This is a genomic window from Sphingomonas sp. AP28 (genome assembly GCF_056680455.1).
The window spans coordinates 546,682-564,468 of the sequence record NZ_CM155283.1; the positions used below are offsets into that span (position 1 = coordinate 546,682).

Consider the following 17,787-nt stretch of genomic DNA (forward strand, 5'->3'; position numbering starts at 1 on the left):
GATGCACGTCGTCTTCCGCGAGACCCACGGGCTGGAGGAAAGCGCGGTCCCGCAGGACCTCGCCCAATCCCCCGCGGACCTCGTCGTCCTCTCCTTCTCCGACGGTGACCTCGGCGCGTTCGCCGCGGGTTGGAAACGTGCGGACGCCGCCGGAAGCCGCTTGCCCTCGCTCCGCCTCGCCAACCTGACCGCACTCCAGCACCCACTCTCGGTCGACACCTATGTCGAGCAGACGCTGGCGGGCGCAAAGGGCATCCTGATCCGGCTGATAGGCGGGCGCTCGTACTGGAGCTATGGCCTGCAACAGGTCGAAAACCTCGCGCGGGAGAAGGGCATCGCGCTCGCCGTCCTCGCCGCAGACGGTCGCATCGACACGCGCCTCGACGCAGCCTCGACCATTCCACTCTCGACGCTCCGCCGCCTGGCCCATCTCTGTGACACTGGCGGCGCGGTCGCGGCGCAAGCGGCACTGGCCCAGTTCGCGCTCGCGGCGGGCATTTACGCCGGCCCCGTCACCGGCGTCCGCGCGATCGCCGACGTAGGTGGCTGGCAACCCCACGACGGCGTGACGTGCCCGGCCGCGTTCGCCCTGAACGCGACACGCCCCCGCATACTGATAGTCTTCTACCGCTCGTACCTGACCGCCGCGGACCTCCACCCGATCGAAGCGCTCCATGCCGAACTGACTGCGCGAGGCTTCGACGTCATCGGCCTCTTCGCGCCTTCGCTCAAAGCCCCGGATGCGGCAGGCTGGATGACACGCTGGGTCGAAGCCCTCAAACCCGCAGCGATCGTCAACGCCACCGCCTTCTCCGCGCGCGGCGCCAACGACAAGACACCGCTGGACGACGCGAACGTCCCCGTCTTCCAGATTGCGCTAGCCACCTCCGACCGCGCCGCTTGGTTTGGCGCGTCCCGCGGCCTCTCCCCCGCCGACCTCGCGATGCACGTCGTCCTCCCCGAAGTGGACGGCCGCCTCTTCGCCGGCGTCGCCAGCTTCAAGGAAGCGGCGGTCCGAGACGGCGATCTCGAATACACCCGCCGCGAACACCGCGCCGACCCCGCCCGCATCACCGCCATCGCCGCGCGCATCGAAGTCTGGACCAGCCTGGCCAGCAAGCCCGTCGCCGACCACCGCATCGCGATCATCCTCTCGACCTATCCGGGCAAGGCATACCAGATGGCGCACGCCGTCGGTCTCGACGCGCTCGCCTCCACGCAGGCGATCCTCGCCGACCTCGCCGAAGCCGGCTACGCGATCACCCCCGACCCAACTGATCTGGCTGCGTCGCGCATTGCCTGGCCGCTAGCCGAGTACCGCAAAGCCCTCGCGCACCTCCCCGAAACCCTGCGGAAAGACCTTCAGAAAACCTGGGGCGAACCAAACGAGGACTTCGCCTTCACCGCGATCGACCAAGGCGGGGCACTCGTAGCGCTCCAACCCGAACGCGGCCGCACCAAGCAACGCGCGGAGGAGTATCACGACCTCTCGCGCTGCCCCTGCCACGCCTATGTCGCCTTCTACCTCTGGCTCCGCACGCGCGGCACCGATGCGCTGGTCCATGTCGGGGCGCATGGCACGCTCGAATGGCTCCCCGGCAAGTCGGTCGCGCTGTCCGATGCCTGCTGGCCCGAAGCGCTCACCGGCGCGATGCCCGTCATCTACCCGTTCATCGTCAACGACCCCGGCGAAGCGGCCCAAGCCAAACGCCGCATCGGCGCGGTCACGCTCGGCCATGTCCCGCCCCCGCTCGAACGCACGCGCACCGGCGCCGGTCTCGGTCGCCTCGAAGCGCTGCTCGATGAATTCTCCAACGCCGACGGCCTCGACCCCGCCCGCCGCGACCGCCTGCAACGCGACATCCGCGACGAAGCCACCGCCACCGGCCTCGCCGCCACGCTGGGCCTCGACGACGCACAGTCCCAAGCCGACGCGATCACGCGGATCGACACGTTCGTCTGCGACGTGAAGGAGAGCCAGTATGGCGACGGCCTCCACATCTACGGCTGCGGCGAACACGGCGCAGCAGAACGCCTCGGTCTCCTGTCGGCGCTCCAAGGCAAACGCGTCGCATCGGGCCCCTCCGGTTCCCCATGGCGAGGCCGCGCCGACGTCCTCCCGACCGGCCGCAACCTCTACACCACCGACCCCCGCTCGGTCCCGTCACGCGCCGCCCACACTCAAGGCGTCAAACTCGCCAATGAACTCACCCGCCGCCACCTACAGGACCACGGCGATTACCCGCGCAACCTCGTCGTCGACCTCTGGGCCTCCGCGACGATGCGCACGGCCGGCGAGGAGTTCGCGATGGCACTCCACCTCCTCGGCGCGGAACCGGTGTGGGACATGCAGTCCGACCGCGTGACGGGCGTCGAGATCCTCCCGCTGGCGAACTTCGACCGCCCCCGCATCGACGTCACCCTGCGCGTATCCGGCCTGTTCCGCGACGCCTTCCCGACGCTCTGCACGATATTCGGCCAAGCCGTTCGAGCCCTAGGCGCGCGCGACGAGCCGGCCGACTGGAACCCCTTCGTCGGCAAGCCAGTCACCGCCCGCGTGTACGGTCCCGAACCCGGCCGCTACGGCCTCAGCATGGGCGACGCGGCCGAGACCTACACGCCGGAAGCGCGCCTGACGGCCGGCCAAGCGTGGCTGTCCGCCTCCAGCCACGCCCTCGACGCCGATGGGGAAGGGGGCCAGGACAGTTTCGACCCCGCCGGCATCCGTGACCGGGTCGCCGCCGCCGATGCCTTCGTCCACGTCCAGGACCTGCCCGAAACCGACCTTCTCCTCGCCGCGGATTACGCCGCACACGAAGCCGGCTTCGCCGCCGCGCAATCGGTCGCGGGGGGCAGCGCCACGCTCTACCATCTCGACGCACGCGATCCGAACCAGGCCAGGGCTCGCCCGCTCAACGAGGAGATCGCCCGCGTCGTCCACGCCCGCGCGGCACATCCGGCCTGGGTCGACGCCATGATGCGCCACGGCTTCCGCGGCGGTGCGGAGATCGCCGCGACGCTCGACCATCTCGGCGCCTTCGCGCATCTCGCCAGCGCAGTCCGTCCCGAACTGATCGACCTCTATTACGACGCGACGCTGGGCCGCGACGACGTCCACGCCTTCCTCGCCGAGGCCAACCCCGGCGCACTCGCGGCGATGCAGGCGCGTTTTGCCGCACTCCACGCCGCCGACCTATGGCCGACCCGCCGCAACTCGATCCTCGCCGCGCTGGACCTGCCGACATGAGCGCATTTGTCGTGAAAGGGTGGTGCCCAGACGCATGGCGCCCGATGATGGCCGGCGACGGCCTGTTGGTCCGCGTCCGCCCACCGCTCGGTCGCGTGACGCGCGAGCAAACACTCAGCCTGTGCGACGCGGCGGCGGCGCACGGCAACGGCCTGATCGACTTCACCAGCCGCGCGAACCTCCAGATCCGCGGCGTCCGCGAGGATAGCTGGCGTCCGTTGATCGACACGCTGCTCGATCTCGGCCTCATCGATCCCGATCCGATCCGGGAAGCGCGCGCGAACATCCTCGTCGCACCGGAATGGTGGACGGGCGACGACACCCACCGCATCGCCGAACACTTGCGCGCGCGTCTGGCGGACTTGCCCGAACTTCCCGGCAAGGTCGGCTTCGCGATCGACGCGGGCGCCGCACCGGTGCTGCAAGACGCCCCCGCCGACTTCCGCATCGAGCGCGCTGCATCTGGAACGCTTATCCTCCGCGCCGACGGCCGGACCCTTGCCACGCCGGTATCGCCCGGCACCGAAGCCGACCGGTTGATCGCACTCGCGTACTGGTTCGTCGACAGCGGCGGCACCGCCAGTGGCCGCATGGTACGCCACGGCGCGCCTCTCCCGGACTGGGCAGCCGCGACAACCCCTCCTGCCGCAAGCGCGCCACCACTTGGCGTCGGACAGCATGCCCTAGGACGCGCGCTAGGCCTCCCATTCGGTCGGATCGCAGCAAGCGCGCTGGCACGCTACGTCGACACCGAGCAAGCAATTCAAGCGATCCGCACTACCCCTTGGCATATCGCAATCTGCGAAGCCGACGCGGCGCTCATGATTGAACCCGACCCAGCCCATTTCATCACCGACCCGACCTCGCCGATCCTGCGCGCGGACGCCTGCGTCGGCGCACCAGCCTGTCCGCAGGGCACCGTTGAGACGCGAGCGCTCGCCCTACGCCTGGCGCCGCACATTACCGGCAGCCTCCACGTCTCCGGCTGCGCCAAGGGATGCGCCCGCGCCGCCCCCGCCGACGTCACGCTCACCGGTCGCGAAGGCCGCTACGACCTCGTGTTCGACGCGCGTGCCGGCGCACCACCTTCCCGCGCAGGCCTCGACGTCGCGCAGATCCTCGCCCAGTTCGGAGCCGCCTGAATGCCGTACGCCTATGAAACCGATGGCGCGGCGATCTACCGCCAGTCCTTCGCGATGATCCGCGCCGAAGCCGATCTCGCCCGCTTCTCGCCCGAGGAGGAGCCCGTCGCGGTCCGCATGATCCATGCCGCCGGGCTCGTCGGCCTAGCCCAGCACATCCGTTTCACGCCGACGTTCGCCATCGAGGCGCGTCGCGCGCTTCAAGCCGGCGCCCCGATCCTGTGCGACGCCCGCATGGTCACCGAAGGCATCACGAAGGCCAGATTGCCCGCCGACAACCGCATCGTCTGCACGCTCCACGCCCCCGAAACGCCCGAGCTCGCGCGGACGATGGGCAACACCAGATCCGCCGCCGCGCTCGAACTTTGGCGACCGCATCTCGCCGGCGCCGTCGTCGCGATCGGCAATGCGCCGACCGCGTTGTTCCACCTGCTCAACATGCTCGAAGACCCCGATTGCCCGCGTCCCGCGGCGATCATCGGCTGCCCGGTCGGCTTCGTCGGCGCGGTCGAATCCAAGGCGGCGCTGTGGGTCGACCAGCCCGTGCCTTGCGTGGTCGTCGAAGGCCGGATGGGCGGCAGCGCGATCACCGTCGCCGCGATCAACGCACTCGCGAGCGGCACCGAATGACACCGTTGCGAACTGGGGGCACGATCCACGGCGTCGGCTTGGGCCCCGGCGCGCAGGACCTGATGAGCGTCCGTTCGGACCGCCTCGTCCGCGGCGCGCGCTACATCGCGTATTTCCGCAAGGCCGGTCGCCCCGGCCAGGCGCGAAAGATCGTCGAGGGCATGCTCCGCGACGACGTGATCGAATTCCCAATGGAATACCCGGTCACCACCGAAATCCCGGTCTCGGACCCGCGCTACAACGACTGCCTGTCCGCCTTCTACGCCACCTGCATCGACCGCCTCGCAACGCTCGCAAACGCGGGCGAAGACGTCGTCGTCCTCTGCGAAGGCGATCCGTTCTTCTACGGTTCGTTCATGCACCTCTACACACGCCTCCAGACGATCGCGCCGGTGAAGGTCGTTCCCGGCATCACGGGCATGTCCGGCGCATGGACGGCCAGCGGTGCGCCGATCACCTGGGGCGACGACGTCCTGACGGTCCTGATGGGCACGCTGCCCGAAGACGATCTCGTCCGCCGCATTCGCGACACCGACGCGCTCGTGGTAATGAAGATCGGCCGCCACCTCGCCAAGCTCCGCCGCGCCGTCGCCGCTGCGGGGCGCGAGGCCGAAGCGTGGCTAGTCGAATACGCAGCCATGGCCGATCAGCGCGTGACCAGGCTGTGCGATGCGGAGGCGATAACGCCCTATTTCTCGATCCTGCTGATCCACGGGCAGGGGCGGCGGCCGTGACCGGCTGGCTCGCCATCGCCGGCCTCGGCCCCGGCGGCGAAGCGCTCGTGACCCCCGAAGTCACCGCGGCGCTCGCCGAAGCGACCGATGTCATCGGCTACATCCCCTATGTCGCGCGCATCGCCCCCCGCGAGGGCCTCACGCTCCATCCAACAGACAACCGCGTCGAACTCGATCGCGCCACGCACGCGCTCCAACTCGCGGCCCAAGGCCACCGCGTGGTCGCGGTATCCTCTGGCGATCCTGGCGTCTTCGCGATGGCAGCCGCAGTGTTCGAAGCCCTCGAAGCCGGTCCGCCAGAATGGCGCGACATCGATATCCGCGTCCTCCCCGGCATCACCGCGATGCTCGCCGCCAGTGCACGTGCCGGCGCACCGCTCGGCCATGATTTCTGCGCGATCAACCTGTCGGACAATCTGAAGCCGTGGGGCGTGATCGAACGCCGCGTGCGCCTCGCCGCCGAAGCCGACTTCGCGATAGCTTTCTACAATCCGCGATCGAAGGCGCGCGCGGGGGGCCTGATCCGGATCTTCGAAATCCTCCGCGAAACCTGCGCCGACGACCGCCCCGTCCTGTTCGCTCGCGCGGTCTCCACACCCGAGGAAACGCTCCGCATCGTGCCGCTGACCGAAGCCCGCGCGGACATGGCGGACATGCGGACGATGATCATCATCGGCTCCAGCCTTACGCGCGTTATCGATCGCCCGGCGGGACCGATCCTCTACACTCCCCGGTCGGCGCCATGATCGAGCCAGCGCATCACATCCGCCACCGCGTGCACCTCGCGTCGAGCGGGCAGGGCAGGCCGATCGATCATGATCACCGAGAGGCCAAGCGCGCGCGCCGCATGCAGTTTGGCCGACGCCCCCGTGCCACCGGCATTCTTGCAGACCACGACTTCGATGCCGTGCGCCTCCATCAACCGCCGATCGCCCTCGACATCGAACGGCCCACGGTCGACCACGAGATGATGACGCGGCAACCCCGGCGGCTGGTCGGGCATATCGACGAACCGCAGCAGAAAGTGGTGCTGCGGCTGCTCGGCGAACGCGTCGACATGCATCCGCCCCAGCGCCAGCATCACGCGCCGCGGCGGCCCGTCCAGCGCCGCAACCGCAGCATCGATATCGGCCACGCGCGTCCATCGATCGCCAGCAACCGGCAACCAAGCCGGCCGCGTCAGTGCAATATGCGCGACACCGGCGCGCTCCGCCGCGACGACTGCGTTCGCGCTCATCCGGGCCGCGAACGGGTGCGTCGCATCGACCATATGCGTGACGCCCTGCTCGCGCAGATACGCGACCAGCCCGTCGACGCCGCCGAAACCGCCGATGCGCACCGCGATCGGTTGCGCTTTCGGTTCGACGACGCGTCCGGCATAGCTCAGCACCGCATCGTTGCCCCGCGCAGCCAGCGCCGCGGCAAGCGCGCTAGCCTCGGTCGTGCCGCCCAGTACCAGGATGTTCGACATGGCTGATACTCCCTGGCTGACGATCATCGGTATAGGCGAAGACGGCGTGGACGGCCTGTCCGCGTCGGCGAAGGCCGCATTGGCGCAAGCCGAACTCGTGACTGGCGCCACCCGCCACCTCGCGTTGCTTCCGGACCTTAAGTGCGCGGTCGAACCCTGGCCAGTCCCGTTCGGCGACGGGATACCGCACCTGCTCGCGCACCGCGGAAAGCGCGTCGCGATGCTCGTGTCCGGCGATCCGTTCTGGTTCGGCGCGGGTACGTCGATCACCCGCCACCTCGATCCCGGCGACTGGGTAGCGCGCCCCGCGCCCTCGACATTTGGTCTCGCCGCGTCGCGCCTTGGCTGGCCTATCGAAGAGACCAGTTGCCTGGGTCTCCACGCCGCACCTTTTAGCCGCATCCGTCCGCATATCGTACCGGGTCGACGCGCGATCGTGCTGGTCCGCGACGGCGCGGCGGTTGCCGGATTGGCACGGTATCTCTCCGACCTCGACTTTGGGCAATCGCGCCTGCACATCCTCGAAGCGCTCGGCGGCCCCCGCGAGCGTGTTTGCGACATCGCAGCAGCCGACCTCGATGATGACGACATCGTGCATCCCGTCGCGGTTGGGATCGTCTTCGCTGGGCAGGGCAAGGTTGTGCCTCGCACATCCGGCCTGCCGGACACATGGTTCGATCATGACGGCCAGCTTACCAAACGCCCGGTTCGCGCGCTGACATTGTCCGCGCTCGCCCCAAGGCCCGGCGAGACGCTGTGGGACATCGGCGCGGGCTCTGGCTCGATCGGCATCGAGTGGTTGCTCGCTGATCCATCGACGCATGCCACCGCATTCGAAGCCGACCCCGTCCGCGCTGGCCGAGCCGAGAGCAACGCCGCAGCCCTGGGCGTCGATCGACTTCGTGTGGTCCGGGGCCGTGCACCGGAGGCACTCGAAGGTTACGCCGCTCCAGACGCGGTCTTCGTCGGCGGTGGGCTCTCCGAAGCCTTGCTCGAAACATTGTGGGCGAGGCTGCCAGCTGGCGCACGCCTGGTCGCCAACGCAGTGACGCTCGAATCCGAGGCGTTGTTGTCGCGCTGGCACGGTCTGAAGGGCGGCACCCTGCTGCGCGTCGAACTGTCGGAAGTCACCCCGCTCGGCACGCGACGCGGCTGGCGCGCGAGCTACCCGGTCGTCCAATGGAGCATCACGCTGTGATCGTCGCTGGCTTCGGGTTCCGCGCGGATGCCACGCTGGCATCGCTGCAAGATGCGCTTGCCAGCGCGCTATACGGCCAACCGCAAGTTACGCGGCTTGCCACCCCCCGCGACAAGGCTCCGCTGGTCGAACGGCTCGCCGAGGCAATGGATCTGCTCCTGGTCGCTATCGACCCAGATGCGCTACGCGCTGCACAAACGGCCACGAAGTCGGCTTTTAGCCTGAAGATACGCCAAACTGGCAGCGTCGCCGAAGCTTGCGCACTCGCTGCTGCAGGACCCGGCGCGCGGTTGCTGACACCGCGCCACATTTCCCACGACCGCATGGCGACGTGCGCCATCGCAGAAGGATTCGCATGACCGTCCACTTCATCGGCGCAGGCCCAGGCGCGCCCGACCTGCTTACACTCCGCGGGCGCGACCGGATCGCCGGATCGCCCGTATGTCTCTACGCGGGCTCGCTTATTCCTGCGGCGATACTCGATCATTGTCCGCCGGGCGCCCGCATCGTCAACACCGCGCCGCTCTCGCTCGACGAGATCATCGCCGAGATCCAGACCGCGCACGACGCCGGCCAGGACGTCGCCCGGCTCCACTCCGGCGACCTGTCGATCTGGTCGGCGATGGGCGAGCAACTCCGCCGTCTCCGCGCGCTCAACATCACGTTCACGATCACGCCCGGCGTACCAGCCTTCGCCGCCGCCGCCGCCGCGCTGGAGGTCGAACTGACGCTGCCCGAACTCGCGCAATCGGTGGTGCTCACCCGCACCCCCGGCCGCGCCAGCACGATGCCGCCCGCCGAGACCTTGACCGCGTTCGCCGCGACCGGAGCTACGCTCGCGATACATCTCTCGGTGCACAACCTCGCGCAGGTCGTCGCCGATCTGACGCCGGCCTATGGCGCCGAGTGCCCGGCGGCGATCGTCTGGCGCGCCAGCTGGCCCGACCAGCAGGTCGAACGCGCCACGCTCGCAACGATCGCGGATACGATCGAGGGCAAGCCCGATCGTACCGCATTGATCCTCGTCGGACAGGCGATCTCGCCCAAAGACTTCGCCGATAGCAGTCTATACGCGCAAGGCTATGATCGTCGCTTTCGCCCGCAATCAGCGGCGTCGAAGTTTGCAGGAGGTGATGCATGACCCCCGGTCTGCTCGTCGCCGCGCCCGCATCGGGCACCGGCAAGACCACCGTCATGCTCGGCCTCCTCCGCGCGCTCCGCGATGACGGCCTCGCTGTCCAACCGTTCAAGAGCGGCCCCGACTATATCGATCCGGCTTTCCACCGCGCCGCGAGCGGCCGGGCATCGTTCAACCTCGACAGCTGGTCGATGCCCGCCGCCATGCTGGATACGCTTGCGGCGAAAGCCGACGATGCCGACTTCGCGCTTGCCGAAGGCTCAATGGGGCTGTTCGACGGCGTCGCGAAACCGGGCACGGCCGGCCACGGTGCGAGCGCCGACATCGCGCGCCGGATGGGCTGGCCTGTCGTGCTAGTGATCGACGTCTCGGGACAAGCGCAGTCCGCCGCTGCCAGCGCGCTCGGTTTCAGCCGCTACGACCCCAGCGTCCGGATCGCCGGCGTGATCCTCAACCGCGTCGCCAGCCCCCGCCACGAGCGCCTCGCGCGCAGCGGGATGGACGCGGTCGGGATCCGCGTGTTCGGGGCACTGCCACGGCGCGGCGACCTGAAGCTGCCCGAACGCCATCTCGGGCTGGTGCAGGCGGTCGAGCATCCCGATCTCGACGTCCGGATCGCCGAATATGCCGACTTCCTTCGCGCGCATGTCGACATTCCCGGGCTCCGCGACGCTGCGACTGCCAGCACCAGACCGGCGAGCGCGCCAACGTGGATACGTCCGCCGGCGCAGCGCATCGCGCTCGCACGGGACGCCGCTTTCTCGTTCACCTACGCACACGTGCTCGAGGGCTGGCGCAAAGCAGGGGCTGAAATCCTGCCCTTCTCCCCACTAGCCGACGAGCCTCCCGCCGCGGATGCCGATCTCGTCTGGCTCCCCGGCGGCTATCCCGAACTTCACGCGGGCAAGATCGCCGAGGCGCACCGGTTCCAGGCAAGTCTGAAAGAGTTTGCAAAGACCCGCCCGGTCCACGGTGAGTGCGGCGGCTACATGGCGCTCGGCGAGGCGCTGATCGACGCGGACGGTGTTCGCAACCGGATGGCGGGATTGCTCGGTCTCGTTACCAGCTATGCTCAGCGGAAGATGCATCTCGGGTATCGCCGCGCGACCTTGCTCGCGCCGATGAGCGGCATCGTGGCCGGCGCTTCGCTGACGGGGCATGAATTCCATTACTCCACAATCCTCCACCAGCCCGATGCTCCCCTCGCGCATGTCACGGATGCCGAAGGCAATGCCGTGCCCGAAACCGGCTCCTATCGCGGCCACGTATCAGGCAGTTTCTTCCACATGATCGCCGCCAATCCATGACCGGTTTCGTCTCGTTCGTCGGCTCCGGGCCGGGAGATCCCGAACTCCTGACGCTGAAAGCGGTCGCGCGACTGCAGGCGGCGGACGCGGTGCTGTTCGACGACCTGTCGTCCGGCGCGGTCTTGAGCCATGCCCGACCCGGTGCCGATCTCGTAGCGGTCGGCAAGCGTGCCGGCCAGCCCTCGCCAAGCCAGGCGCATGTCTCGCAACTGCTGGTCGAGTACGCTCAAACGGGAATCCGGGTTGTCCGCCTGAAGTCTGGCGACGCGGGCATGTTTGGTCGCCTCGAGGAGGAGATCGTCGCGCTCGGAGACGCGGGAATCCAGTTCGAGATCATTCCCGGTATCAGTGCCGCCAGCGCCGCCGCGGCCGCTGCACAGATCCCACTCTCTCGCAGGCTGAGCGCCCGCCGTGTCCAGTTCGTCACCGGCCACGACGTGACCGGAGACCTCCCTGAACAGCGCAACATGGCAGCGCTTGCCGACGCCGAAGCGACGACGGTCGTGTTCATGCCAAAGCGGACGTTTCCGGCTTTAGCCGCATCGCTGATCGAGCACGGGCTATCCCCGGATACACCGGCCCTTATCGCGGAGAATGTCGGCCACCCTGACCAGTCCCTGACGCGTTCGACGATCGCAGACCTCGCCGCGCAATTACAGGCAGGGTTTTCCAGCAAACCCGCACTGATCCTCTACGGTCCTCTGATGGACGCAGAGGCCAGGACGTGATCGACCTCCACCTGATCGGCATCGGCACCGGCAATCCCGATCACCTGACGCGCGCCGCGATCGCCGCGATGAACGCCGCCGATCTGATCCTCCTCCCACGCAAGGGCGATGCGAAGTCCGACCTGATCGACCTCCGCCGCACGATCTGCGCAGACGTGCTGACCGGTGTCACCCGCGTGGTCGAGTTCGACCTGCCCGAACGGGACCCAGCCGCGCCATATCTGAGCGCAGTCGGTCAATGGCACGACGCGATCGCCGCTGCCTGGAAAAGCGAGATCGCACAACACCTGCCGAACGGCGGCAGCCTTGCGCTGCTCGTATGGGGCGATCCTTCGCTGTACGACAGCACACTACGCATCGCCGATCGGCTGCAGGCGGACGGTTTGGCGATTACCGTAACGGTCGAACCCGGGATCACTAGTCTCCAGGCACTGACCGCGGCCCATGCGATACCGCTAAACAGCGTCGGCGCTCCGGTGCTCATCACGACAGGGCGACGGTTGAGGGCAGGAGGATGGCCCGAAGGCATCGATACCATCGCAGTCATGCTCGACGGCGATTGCGCGTTCCAGACGCTCGACGCGCCCGGCATCTCGATATGGTGGGGAGCGTATCTGGGAATGGCGCATCAGAAACTGATTGCCGGACCTCTGGGCGACGTCACCGCTGCGATCGTCGGAACCCGTGCCAGCCTTCGAGCGCAGCATGGCTGGATCATGGACATCTATCTCCTACGGCGCGCGGCGCCGACCGGATAACTCAGGTTAACCTGAACCTTTGATTGCCACCGCGTTCAGGAAATATCCGGATCGCACGGCGTAAGCGCCGCGCAGCGAAACAGGTTTGGAGGCCGGCTGTGATGAAGATCGTCATAAACGCCTTCGCGGCGATATGGGGAGCGTCGATGCTGTTCGGCGTGACTCTGCTGGTCGGCAGTCGCTACTCGAACCGTATCCGGCGGTTCGTGACCGGCGACTGAGTGCCCGGGAAAGAGGCGATCGGCGCGTTTGAGACGGCGCCGATCGCAGCTAAAGTGCTGATTATTCGAGGTCGTCTTCGTCGACGATGATCGTCGATGCATTCGGCTTGCGCTCGATCGCGGCGAGGCACGCGTCGACGATATCGTCGTTGAAGCGATTGAACAGCTCGATGCCGTCATCCTCGGGCTCGTCGCCGCTCAGTTCCTTCAGAACCGCGTACTTGACCGCGAACTCATATTCGTCACCGTCGAACTCGCCGGAAAATTCGATCTGCTTCTGGATGTCGTTGTCGACGACGCTCGCCTGATCGATTTCGAGGGTATTTGCCATGTCGGAACTCCTGGGGTTTGACCGCCTACTGCCTGCGAGCGGGCGGCAGTGCAAGCACTCAACCCGGTGGTTTGCTAACCGATTGTAACAAGGGCTTAGGCAGGGCAAGGATAGGGGCATCACTCCTGCCATTGTGAGTCGTCAATGTCGCGTTCCAGCCTGCTTCGTTCCGCCGCCATCCTGTGCTGCATCGTCAGCGCCGCCTCTGCGCAAACCTCCGCCAAACCGTCGCGCGTCAATCCGCTGACTGTGCCCAGCACGCTGCCGTTCCAGGCGCCGCGCTTCGACCAGATCAAGGACACCGATTACCAGCCCGCGCTCGAACAGGGCATGGCCGAACAGATCGCCGAAATGAAGGCGATCGCCAACAACCCCGCGGCACCGACCTTCGCCAACACGATCGAGGCGATGGAGCGCTCGGGCCGGACGCTCGACCGCGCGAGCCAGGCGTTCTTCGGCGTGTCGCAGGCAAACACCAACGACGCACTCGACGCGGTGCGGTCCGCCGAGGCGCCAAAGCTCGCGCAACACAGCGACGCTATCTATCTCGATCCGAAGCTCTTCGCGCGCGTCCAGGCGCTGTATGCGAAGAAGGACTCGCTCGGTCTCGATGCCGAGCAGAAGCAGGTGCTGGAGATCTACCACAGCGACTTCCTTCACGCCGGCGCACAGTTGAACGATGCTGACAAAACCAAGCTGCGGTTGCTCAACACGCAGATCTCGTCCGCGACGACCGACTTCCAGCAGAAGCTGCTCGCCGGCACCAAGGCGGGCGCGCTGGTGGTGGACGACAAGGCCAAGCTCGCCGGTCTAAGCGATGCGGAAGTCGCCGCAGCGGCGGAGGGTGCGAAGGAGCGGGGGATGCCCGGCAAGTACGTGCTGTCGCTGCAGAACACGACGCAGCAGCCCGCGCTGGCCTCGCTGTCCGATCGCGCGACCCGCGCGGCGCTGTTCGAGAAGAGCTGGAACCGGTCGCAGCGTGGTGACGCGAACGATACGCGTGCGCTGATCCGGACGATCGCGCAGTTGCGCGCGCAGAAGGCGCAGTTGCTCGGCTATCCGAACTATGCCGCCTATTCGCTGTACGATCAGATGGCGAAGACCCCGGCGGCGGCGAAGGGCTTCATGACGCAGCTCGTCCCCGCGACCGCTGCGGAACAGCGTCGCGAAGCGGCTGAGTTGCAGAAGACCATAAACGCGACCGGCGCCGCGTTCCCGCTCGCACCGTCCGACTGGGATTTTTATTCGGACAAGGTGCGCAAGGCCAAGTACGACCTCGACCAGAACGAGCTGAAGCCGTATTTCGAGATCAGCCGCGTACTGACCGACGGCGTGTTCTTCGCCGCGAACCAACTCTACGGCGTCACCTTCAAGGAACGCCGAGACATCCCGACCTACCAGCCGGACATCCGTGTCTTCACCGTCTACGACAAGGACGGCTCCGAACTGGGCCTCATGTATTTCGATTACTGGAAGCGCGACAACAAGGCAGGCGGTGCCTGGATGTCGAACTTCGTCGGCCAGTCGAAGCTGCTGAAGACCAAGCCGGTCGTCTATAACGTCGGCAACTTCACCAAGCCCGCGCCGGGCCAGCCCGCGCTGATCACGTTCGACGACGTGACGACGATGTTCCACGAATTCGGCCATGCGCTGCACGGGCTGTTCGCGAACCAGACCTATCCGCTGGTGTCGGGCACCAACACCGCGCGCGACTGGGTCGAGTTCCCGTCGCAGTTCAACGAGCATTGGGCGCTCGATCCCAAGGTATTCGCGAACTACGCCAAGGATTACCGCACCGGTGCGGTGATGCCGCAGGCGCTCGTCACCAAGATCAAGAACGCGGCGAAGTTCAACCAGGGGTATGAGCTTGGCGAGCTGGTGGCGGCGGCGACGCTCGACCAGGACTGGCATTCGCTGCCGGCGTCGGCAGGACTGCAGGACGTCGACGCGTTCGAGACAAAGGCGCTGAACTCGATGGGGCTGGACACGAAGGACGTGCCGCCGCGGTACCGCACCAGCTATTTCGCGCACATCTGGGCGGGCGGTTATGCGGCCGGCTACTACGCGTATCTGTGGACGCAGATGCTGGATAACGACGCGTATGCGTGGTTCATGGCGCATGGTGGGCTGACGCGCGCGAACGGCCAGCGCTTCCGCGACATGATCCTGTCGAAGGGCCATACCGAGGACTATGGTCCGATGTTCAAGGCGTTCTACGGCAAGAACCCGGATATCGGCCCGATGCTCGAAGACCGCGGCCTGACGGCGACCGCGAAGTGATGCGGCGGCGGTGCAGCGGCCTTTTGGACCGCTGCACCGCACCATATTAAATCTGTAGCGTAACGGTCATCCGACTGTCTCGTCGTGCCAATAGGCGCAGCCCCGGGAGTGACGATCGATCGATCTCGCTAGGGGTTTTCAAGAATGACGAAGGTTTCTCGTACGGCGTTTTCTCGTACGGCCGCGCGGCTGTTGTGCGGCGCTATCGGTTTTGTCGTGGTCGGCGTGCCCGTCACCGCAACGGCGCAGTCGCTGGTTGCCAAGGACGCGGAGCCAGGCTCGCCCGCTACGGTGACCGAACCTGCCGATCCAGCAACGACGCCCGCCGGGCAGGATGATACGATCGTCGTTACCGGCGCCAACACGCGGTCGGTGACTCAGGTCAGCGGCGTGGACATGCAGAAGATCCTTCCCGGCGTAAGCCCGTTAAAGGCGTTGCAGACGCTGCCGGGCGTCACCTTCCTGACCGCCGATCCGTGGGGCAACAACGAGCAGAACATTTCGCTGTTCGTCCACGGCTTCAACGCGCAGCAGCTCGGCTACACGCTCGACGGACTGCCGCTGGGCGATCAGAATTACGGCAATTACAACGGATTGTCGCCGCAACGTGCGATCATCTCGGAGAACGTCTCGCGCGTGACGCTGGCCAGCGGCGCGGGCGATCTCGGCACCGCATCGACCAGCAACCTTGGCGGGACGATCGATACGTTCTCGAGCGATCCGCGCAAGGAGATGGGCGTCCAGGTCGACCAGACGCTCGGCAGCCATTCGACCTCGCGACTGTTCGCGCGGATCGACAGCGGCGACCTGGGCAACGGCAACGCGTTCTATATCTCGGGCTCGCGGCAGAAGGCTAAGGCGTGGGATTTCAACGGTATCCAGGGCGGCTATCAGGCCAATGCGAAGTTCGTTCATGACGACAGCAACGGCAAGCTGACGCTCTACGGCGCGTTTTCGGACAAGACGGAGCCGAACGAGGATTCGACCGTCATCACCACTGCCACGCAGAAGACGGCGCCATATGTCCGCCCATTCCTGTTCCCCAACTTCCAGGGCATGCTCAACTATCTCAGTTCCGGCGCGTACAAGGCGGATGGGTCGAACTACCGCAACTACTACGGCGTCGCGGCGCGCACCGACTATCTCGGCTACGTCAAGTACGACTGGAACGTCAGCGACCACGTCACCTTCTCGAACCAGGCCTATTATCATCACAATGACGGCGTCGGAGTCATCGGCGGTCCGATCGACGTCGCCGGCCTGCCCAAGCTATTCTCGTTTTACTATCCAGGCCAGAACCTGACGTCAGTGTTCGGCGGCTCGGGCCTAGCCACGCGTACCACCGAATACCGGATCGACCGCGGTGGCCTCGTCTCCACCGTCGCACTTGATCTCGGCGCGCATCATGTCGAGTTCGGTGCCTGGTACGAGCATCAGAGTTCGTCCGCGTATCGCCGCTGGTATCCGTTCCCGGTCAACGATCCGAGCACGCCCTACCAGCGCCCGCGTGAGGAACTGACACCGCTGATCACGCAATATCACAGCGAAGTCCGCGTCGACGAATATCAGGCGCATATCCAGGACAGCTGGAAGGTCCTGCCGACGCTGACGATCCAGGGCGGCGTCAAGAGCACCTTCCAGAACGCGTCGCAGCGCGTCCCGACGCAGCCGATCCCGGGCTCGTTCACCGGATCGGTCGCGCTGCCGGTCGGCAAGATCGACACGCACAAATACTTCCTGCCACAGCTTGGTGCGCTGTGGGATGCGACCGACAACGAACAGGTGTTCGTGAACGTCCAGAAGAACATCCGCCAGTTCCAGACGAGCGCTGCGGCTGGCTTGTCGCCGTTCGCGCTCGGCAGCCAGGCGGCGTTCGACCTGTTCAAGCAGGATGTCGAGCCCGAGACGAGCTGGACCTACGAAGCGGGCTTGCGTTCGCACCACGCCCTGAACCTTGGCCCGTTGACCGGCTTCGACGGCCAGATAAGCGTCTATCACGTCGACTTCAGCAATCGCCTGCTCGGGATTAGCCCGAATCCGGTTGTGACTGCGGTCGTCAGCGGCGCGGCGATCCTGCAGAACGTGGGTGCGGTGAAGACCGACGGGTTCGACATCGCGGGCACGATCCGGTTCGGCTCGCACTTCTCGTTCTACGATGCGCTGTCGTACAACAATTCGCGCTACGAGGAGAACTACATCAGCGGGACGAGCACGATTGCGACCGCGGGCAAGAAGGTGCCGGGGAGCCCCGACTGGCTCAACAAGTTCACCGCCTCGGCCAATTACGACATCTTCGACGCGCAGCTCGTCGGCGACTATATCGGCAAGCGGTTCGCGACCTACACCAACGACCTGTCGGTGCCGTCCTACTTCACGCTGTCCGGCCGCATCGCCGCGCGTGTGCCGCTTTCCGAGGGGCAGATCGTCCGTACGGCGACGGTTAGCCTGAACGTCACGAACATCACCAACAAGCGCGCGGCCTCGACACTCAGCATCGGCGCGGCAAGCGGAACGTTCAACCAGTTCCCGGTCGCACCCCGCCAGGTGTTCGGGACGATCAGCGTCGGCTTCTGAAGCGCGAAGGGGGCCTCGGGTTTGCCGG

15 protein-coding genes are annotated in these 17,787 nt (G+C 66.6%); 13 read left to right on the forward strand and 2 right to left on the reverse strand.

What is annotated here, in order from left to right; all coding sequences use genetic code 11:
• Position 1 precedes the first annotated feature (1 nt).
• From cobN to cobJ, 5 genes are read left to right on the forward strand one after another with little or no spacing between them, the layout of a single operon-like run.
• Complete coding sequence (gene cobN / locus AC1MH0_RS02270; protein WP_480964529.1) at positions 2-3,247, forward strand: cobaltochelatase subunit CobN; 3,246 nt, start codon at positions 2-4, stop codon at positions 3,245-3,247.
• The gene (locus AC1MH0_RS02275) at positions 3,244-4,389 is read left to right on the forward strand and encodes a cobalamin biosynthesis protein CobG (RefSeq protein WP_480964530.1); all 1,146 of its coding nucleotides are present in this window, start codon (positions 3,244-3,246) and stop codon (positions 4,387-4,389) included. The genes cobN and AC1MH0_RS02275 overlap by 4 nt, the downstream gene beginning before the upstream one ends.
• A complete protein-coding gene (locus AC1MH0_RS02280) occupies positions 4,390-5,019 on the forward strand; it encodes a precorrin-8X methylmutase (RefSeq protein ID WP_480964531.1) in 630 nt (209 codons plus the stop codon).
• A complete protein-coding gene (gene cobI / locus AC1MH0_RS02285; protein ID WP_480964532.1) occupies positions 5,016-5,753 on the forward strand; it encodes a precorrin-2 C(20)-methyltransferase in 738 nt (245 codons plus the stop codon). The genes AC1MH0_RS02280 and cobI overlap by 4 nt, the downstream gene beginning before the upstream one ends.
• A complete protein-coding gene (gene cobJ / locus AC1MH0_RS02290) occupies positions 5,750-6,499 on the forward strand; it encodes a precorrin-3B C(17)-methyltransferase (protein ID WP_480964533.1) in 750 nt (249 codons plus the stop codon). Before cobI ends, cobJ begins: the two co-directional genes overlap by 4 nt.
• On the opposite strand, the gene AC1MH0_RS02295 is transcribed toward cobJ, so the two are convergent.
• Positions 6,475-7,224 (reverse strand): cobalt-precorrin-6A reductase, encoded by a 750-nt coding sequence (locus tag AC1MH0_RS02295; RefSeq protein ID WP_480964534.1) that lies wholly within the window; start codon positions 7,222-7,224, stop codon positions 6,475-6,477. The two genes, cobJ and AC1MH0_RS02295, sit on opposite strands and share 25 nt — an antisense overlap.
• On the opposite strand from AC1MH0_RS02295, the gene cbiE reads away from it, so the two are divergent.
• The 6 genes from cbiE to cobF are packed head-to-tail and all read left to right on the forward strand — an operon-like array spanning position 7,223 to position 12,353.
• On the forward strand, positions 7,223-8,422 hold the full coding sequence (gene cbiE, locus AC1MH0_RS02300; RefSeq protein ID WP_480964535.1) for a precorrin-6y C5,15-methyltransferase (decarboxylating) subunit CbiE: 1,200 nt from the start codon (positions 7,223-7,225) through the stop codon (positions 8,420-8,422). The two genes, AC1MH0_RS02295 and cbiE, sit on opposite strands and share 2 nt — an antisense overlap.
• Positions 8,404-8,781, forward strand: coding sequence for a cobalamin biosynthesis protein (locus tag AC1MH0_RS02305; RefSeq protein ID WP_480964536.1), 378 nt, complete (start codon positions 8,404-8,406; stop codon positions 8,779-8,781). Before cbiE ends, AC1MH0_RS02305 begins: the two co-directional genes overlap by 19 nt.
• On the forward strand, positions 8,778-9,563 hold the full coding sequence (gene cobM, locus AC1MH0_RS02310; RefSeq protein WP_480964537.1) for a precorrin-4 C(11)-methyltransferase: 786 nt from the start codon (positions 8,778-8,780) through the stop codon (positions 9,561-9,563). The genes AC1MH0_RS02305 and cobM overlap by 4 nt, the downstream gene beginning before the upstream one ends.
• Entirely contained in the window at positions 9,560-10,867 is a 1,308-nt protein-coding gene (locus AC1MH0_RS02315; protein WP_480964538.1) for a cobyrinic acid a,c-diamide synthase CobB, read from the forward strand. The genes cobM and AC1MH0_RS02315 overlap by 4 nt, the downstream gene beginning before the upstream one ends.
• Positions 10,864-11,595: a uroporphyrinogen-III C-methyltransferase gene (gene cobA, locus AC1MH0_RS02320; protein WP_480964539.1), complete on the forward strand. Its 732-nt coding sequence runs from the start codon at positions 10,864-10,866 to the stop codon at positions 11,593-11,595. Before AC1MH0_RS02315 ends, cobA begins: the two co-directional genes overlap by 4 nt.
• Positions 11,592-12,353: a precorrin-6A synthase (deacetylating) gene (cobF, locus tag AC1MH0_RS02325; RefSeq protein ID WP_480964540.1), complete on the forward strand. Its 762-nt coding sequence runs from the start codon at positions 11,592-11,594 to the stop codon at positions 12,351-12,353. The genes cobA and cobF overlap by 4 nt, the downstream gene beginning before the upstream one ends.
• A gap of 282 nt (positions 12,354-12,635) precedes the next feature.
• On the opposite strand, the gene AC1MH0_RS02330 is transcribed toward cobF, so the two are convergent.
• Positions 12,636-12,905 carry a DUF1488 family protein gene (locus tag AC1MH0_RS02330; RefSeq protein ID WP_056058830.1) on the reverse strand — a complete coding sequence of 90 codons (270 nt, stop codon included), beginning with the start codon at positions 12,903-12,905 and terminating at the stop codon, positions 12,636-12,638.
• A 144-nt stretch (positions 12,906-13,049) separates the two neighbouring features.
• Between AC1MH0_RS02330 and AC1MH0_RS02335 the strand changes: the two genes are divergently transcribed.
• The gene (locus AC1MH0_RS02335; protein ID WP_480964541.1) at positions 13,050-15,185 is read left to right on the forward strand and encodes a M3 family metallopeptidase; all 2,136 of its coding nucleotides are present in this window, start codon (positions 13,050-13,052) and stop codon (positions 15,183-15,185) included.
• Positions 15,186-15,329: 144 nt separating this feature from the next.
• Positions 15,330-17,759: a TonB-dependent receptor gene (locus AC1MH0_RS02340; RefSeq protein WP_480964542.1), complete on the forward strand. Its 2,430-nt coding sequence runs from the start codon at positions 15,330-15,332 to the stop codon at positions 17,757-17,759.
• Positions 17,760-17,787: the final 28 nt, after the last annotated feature.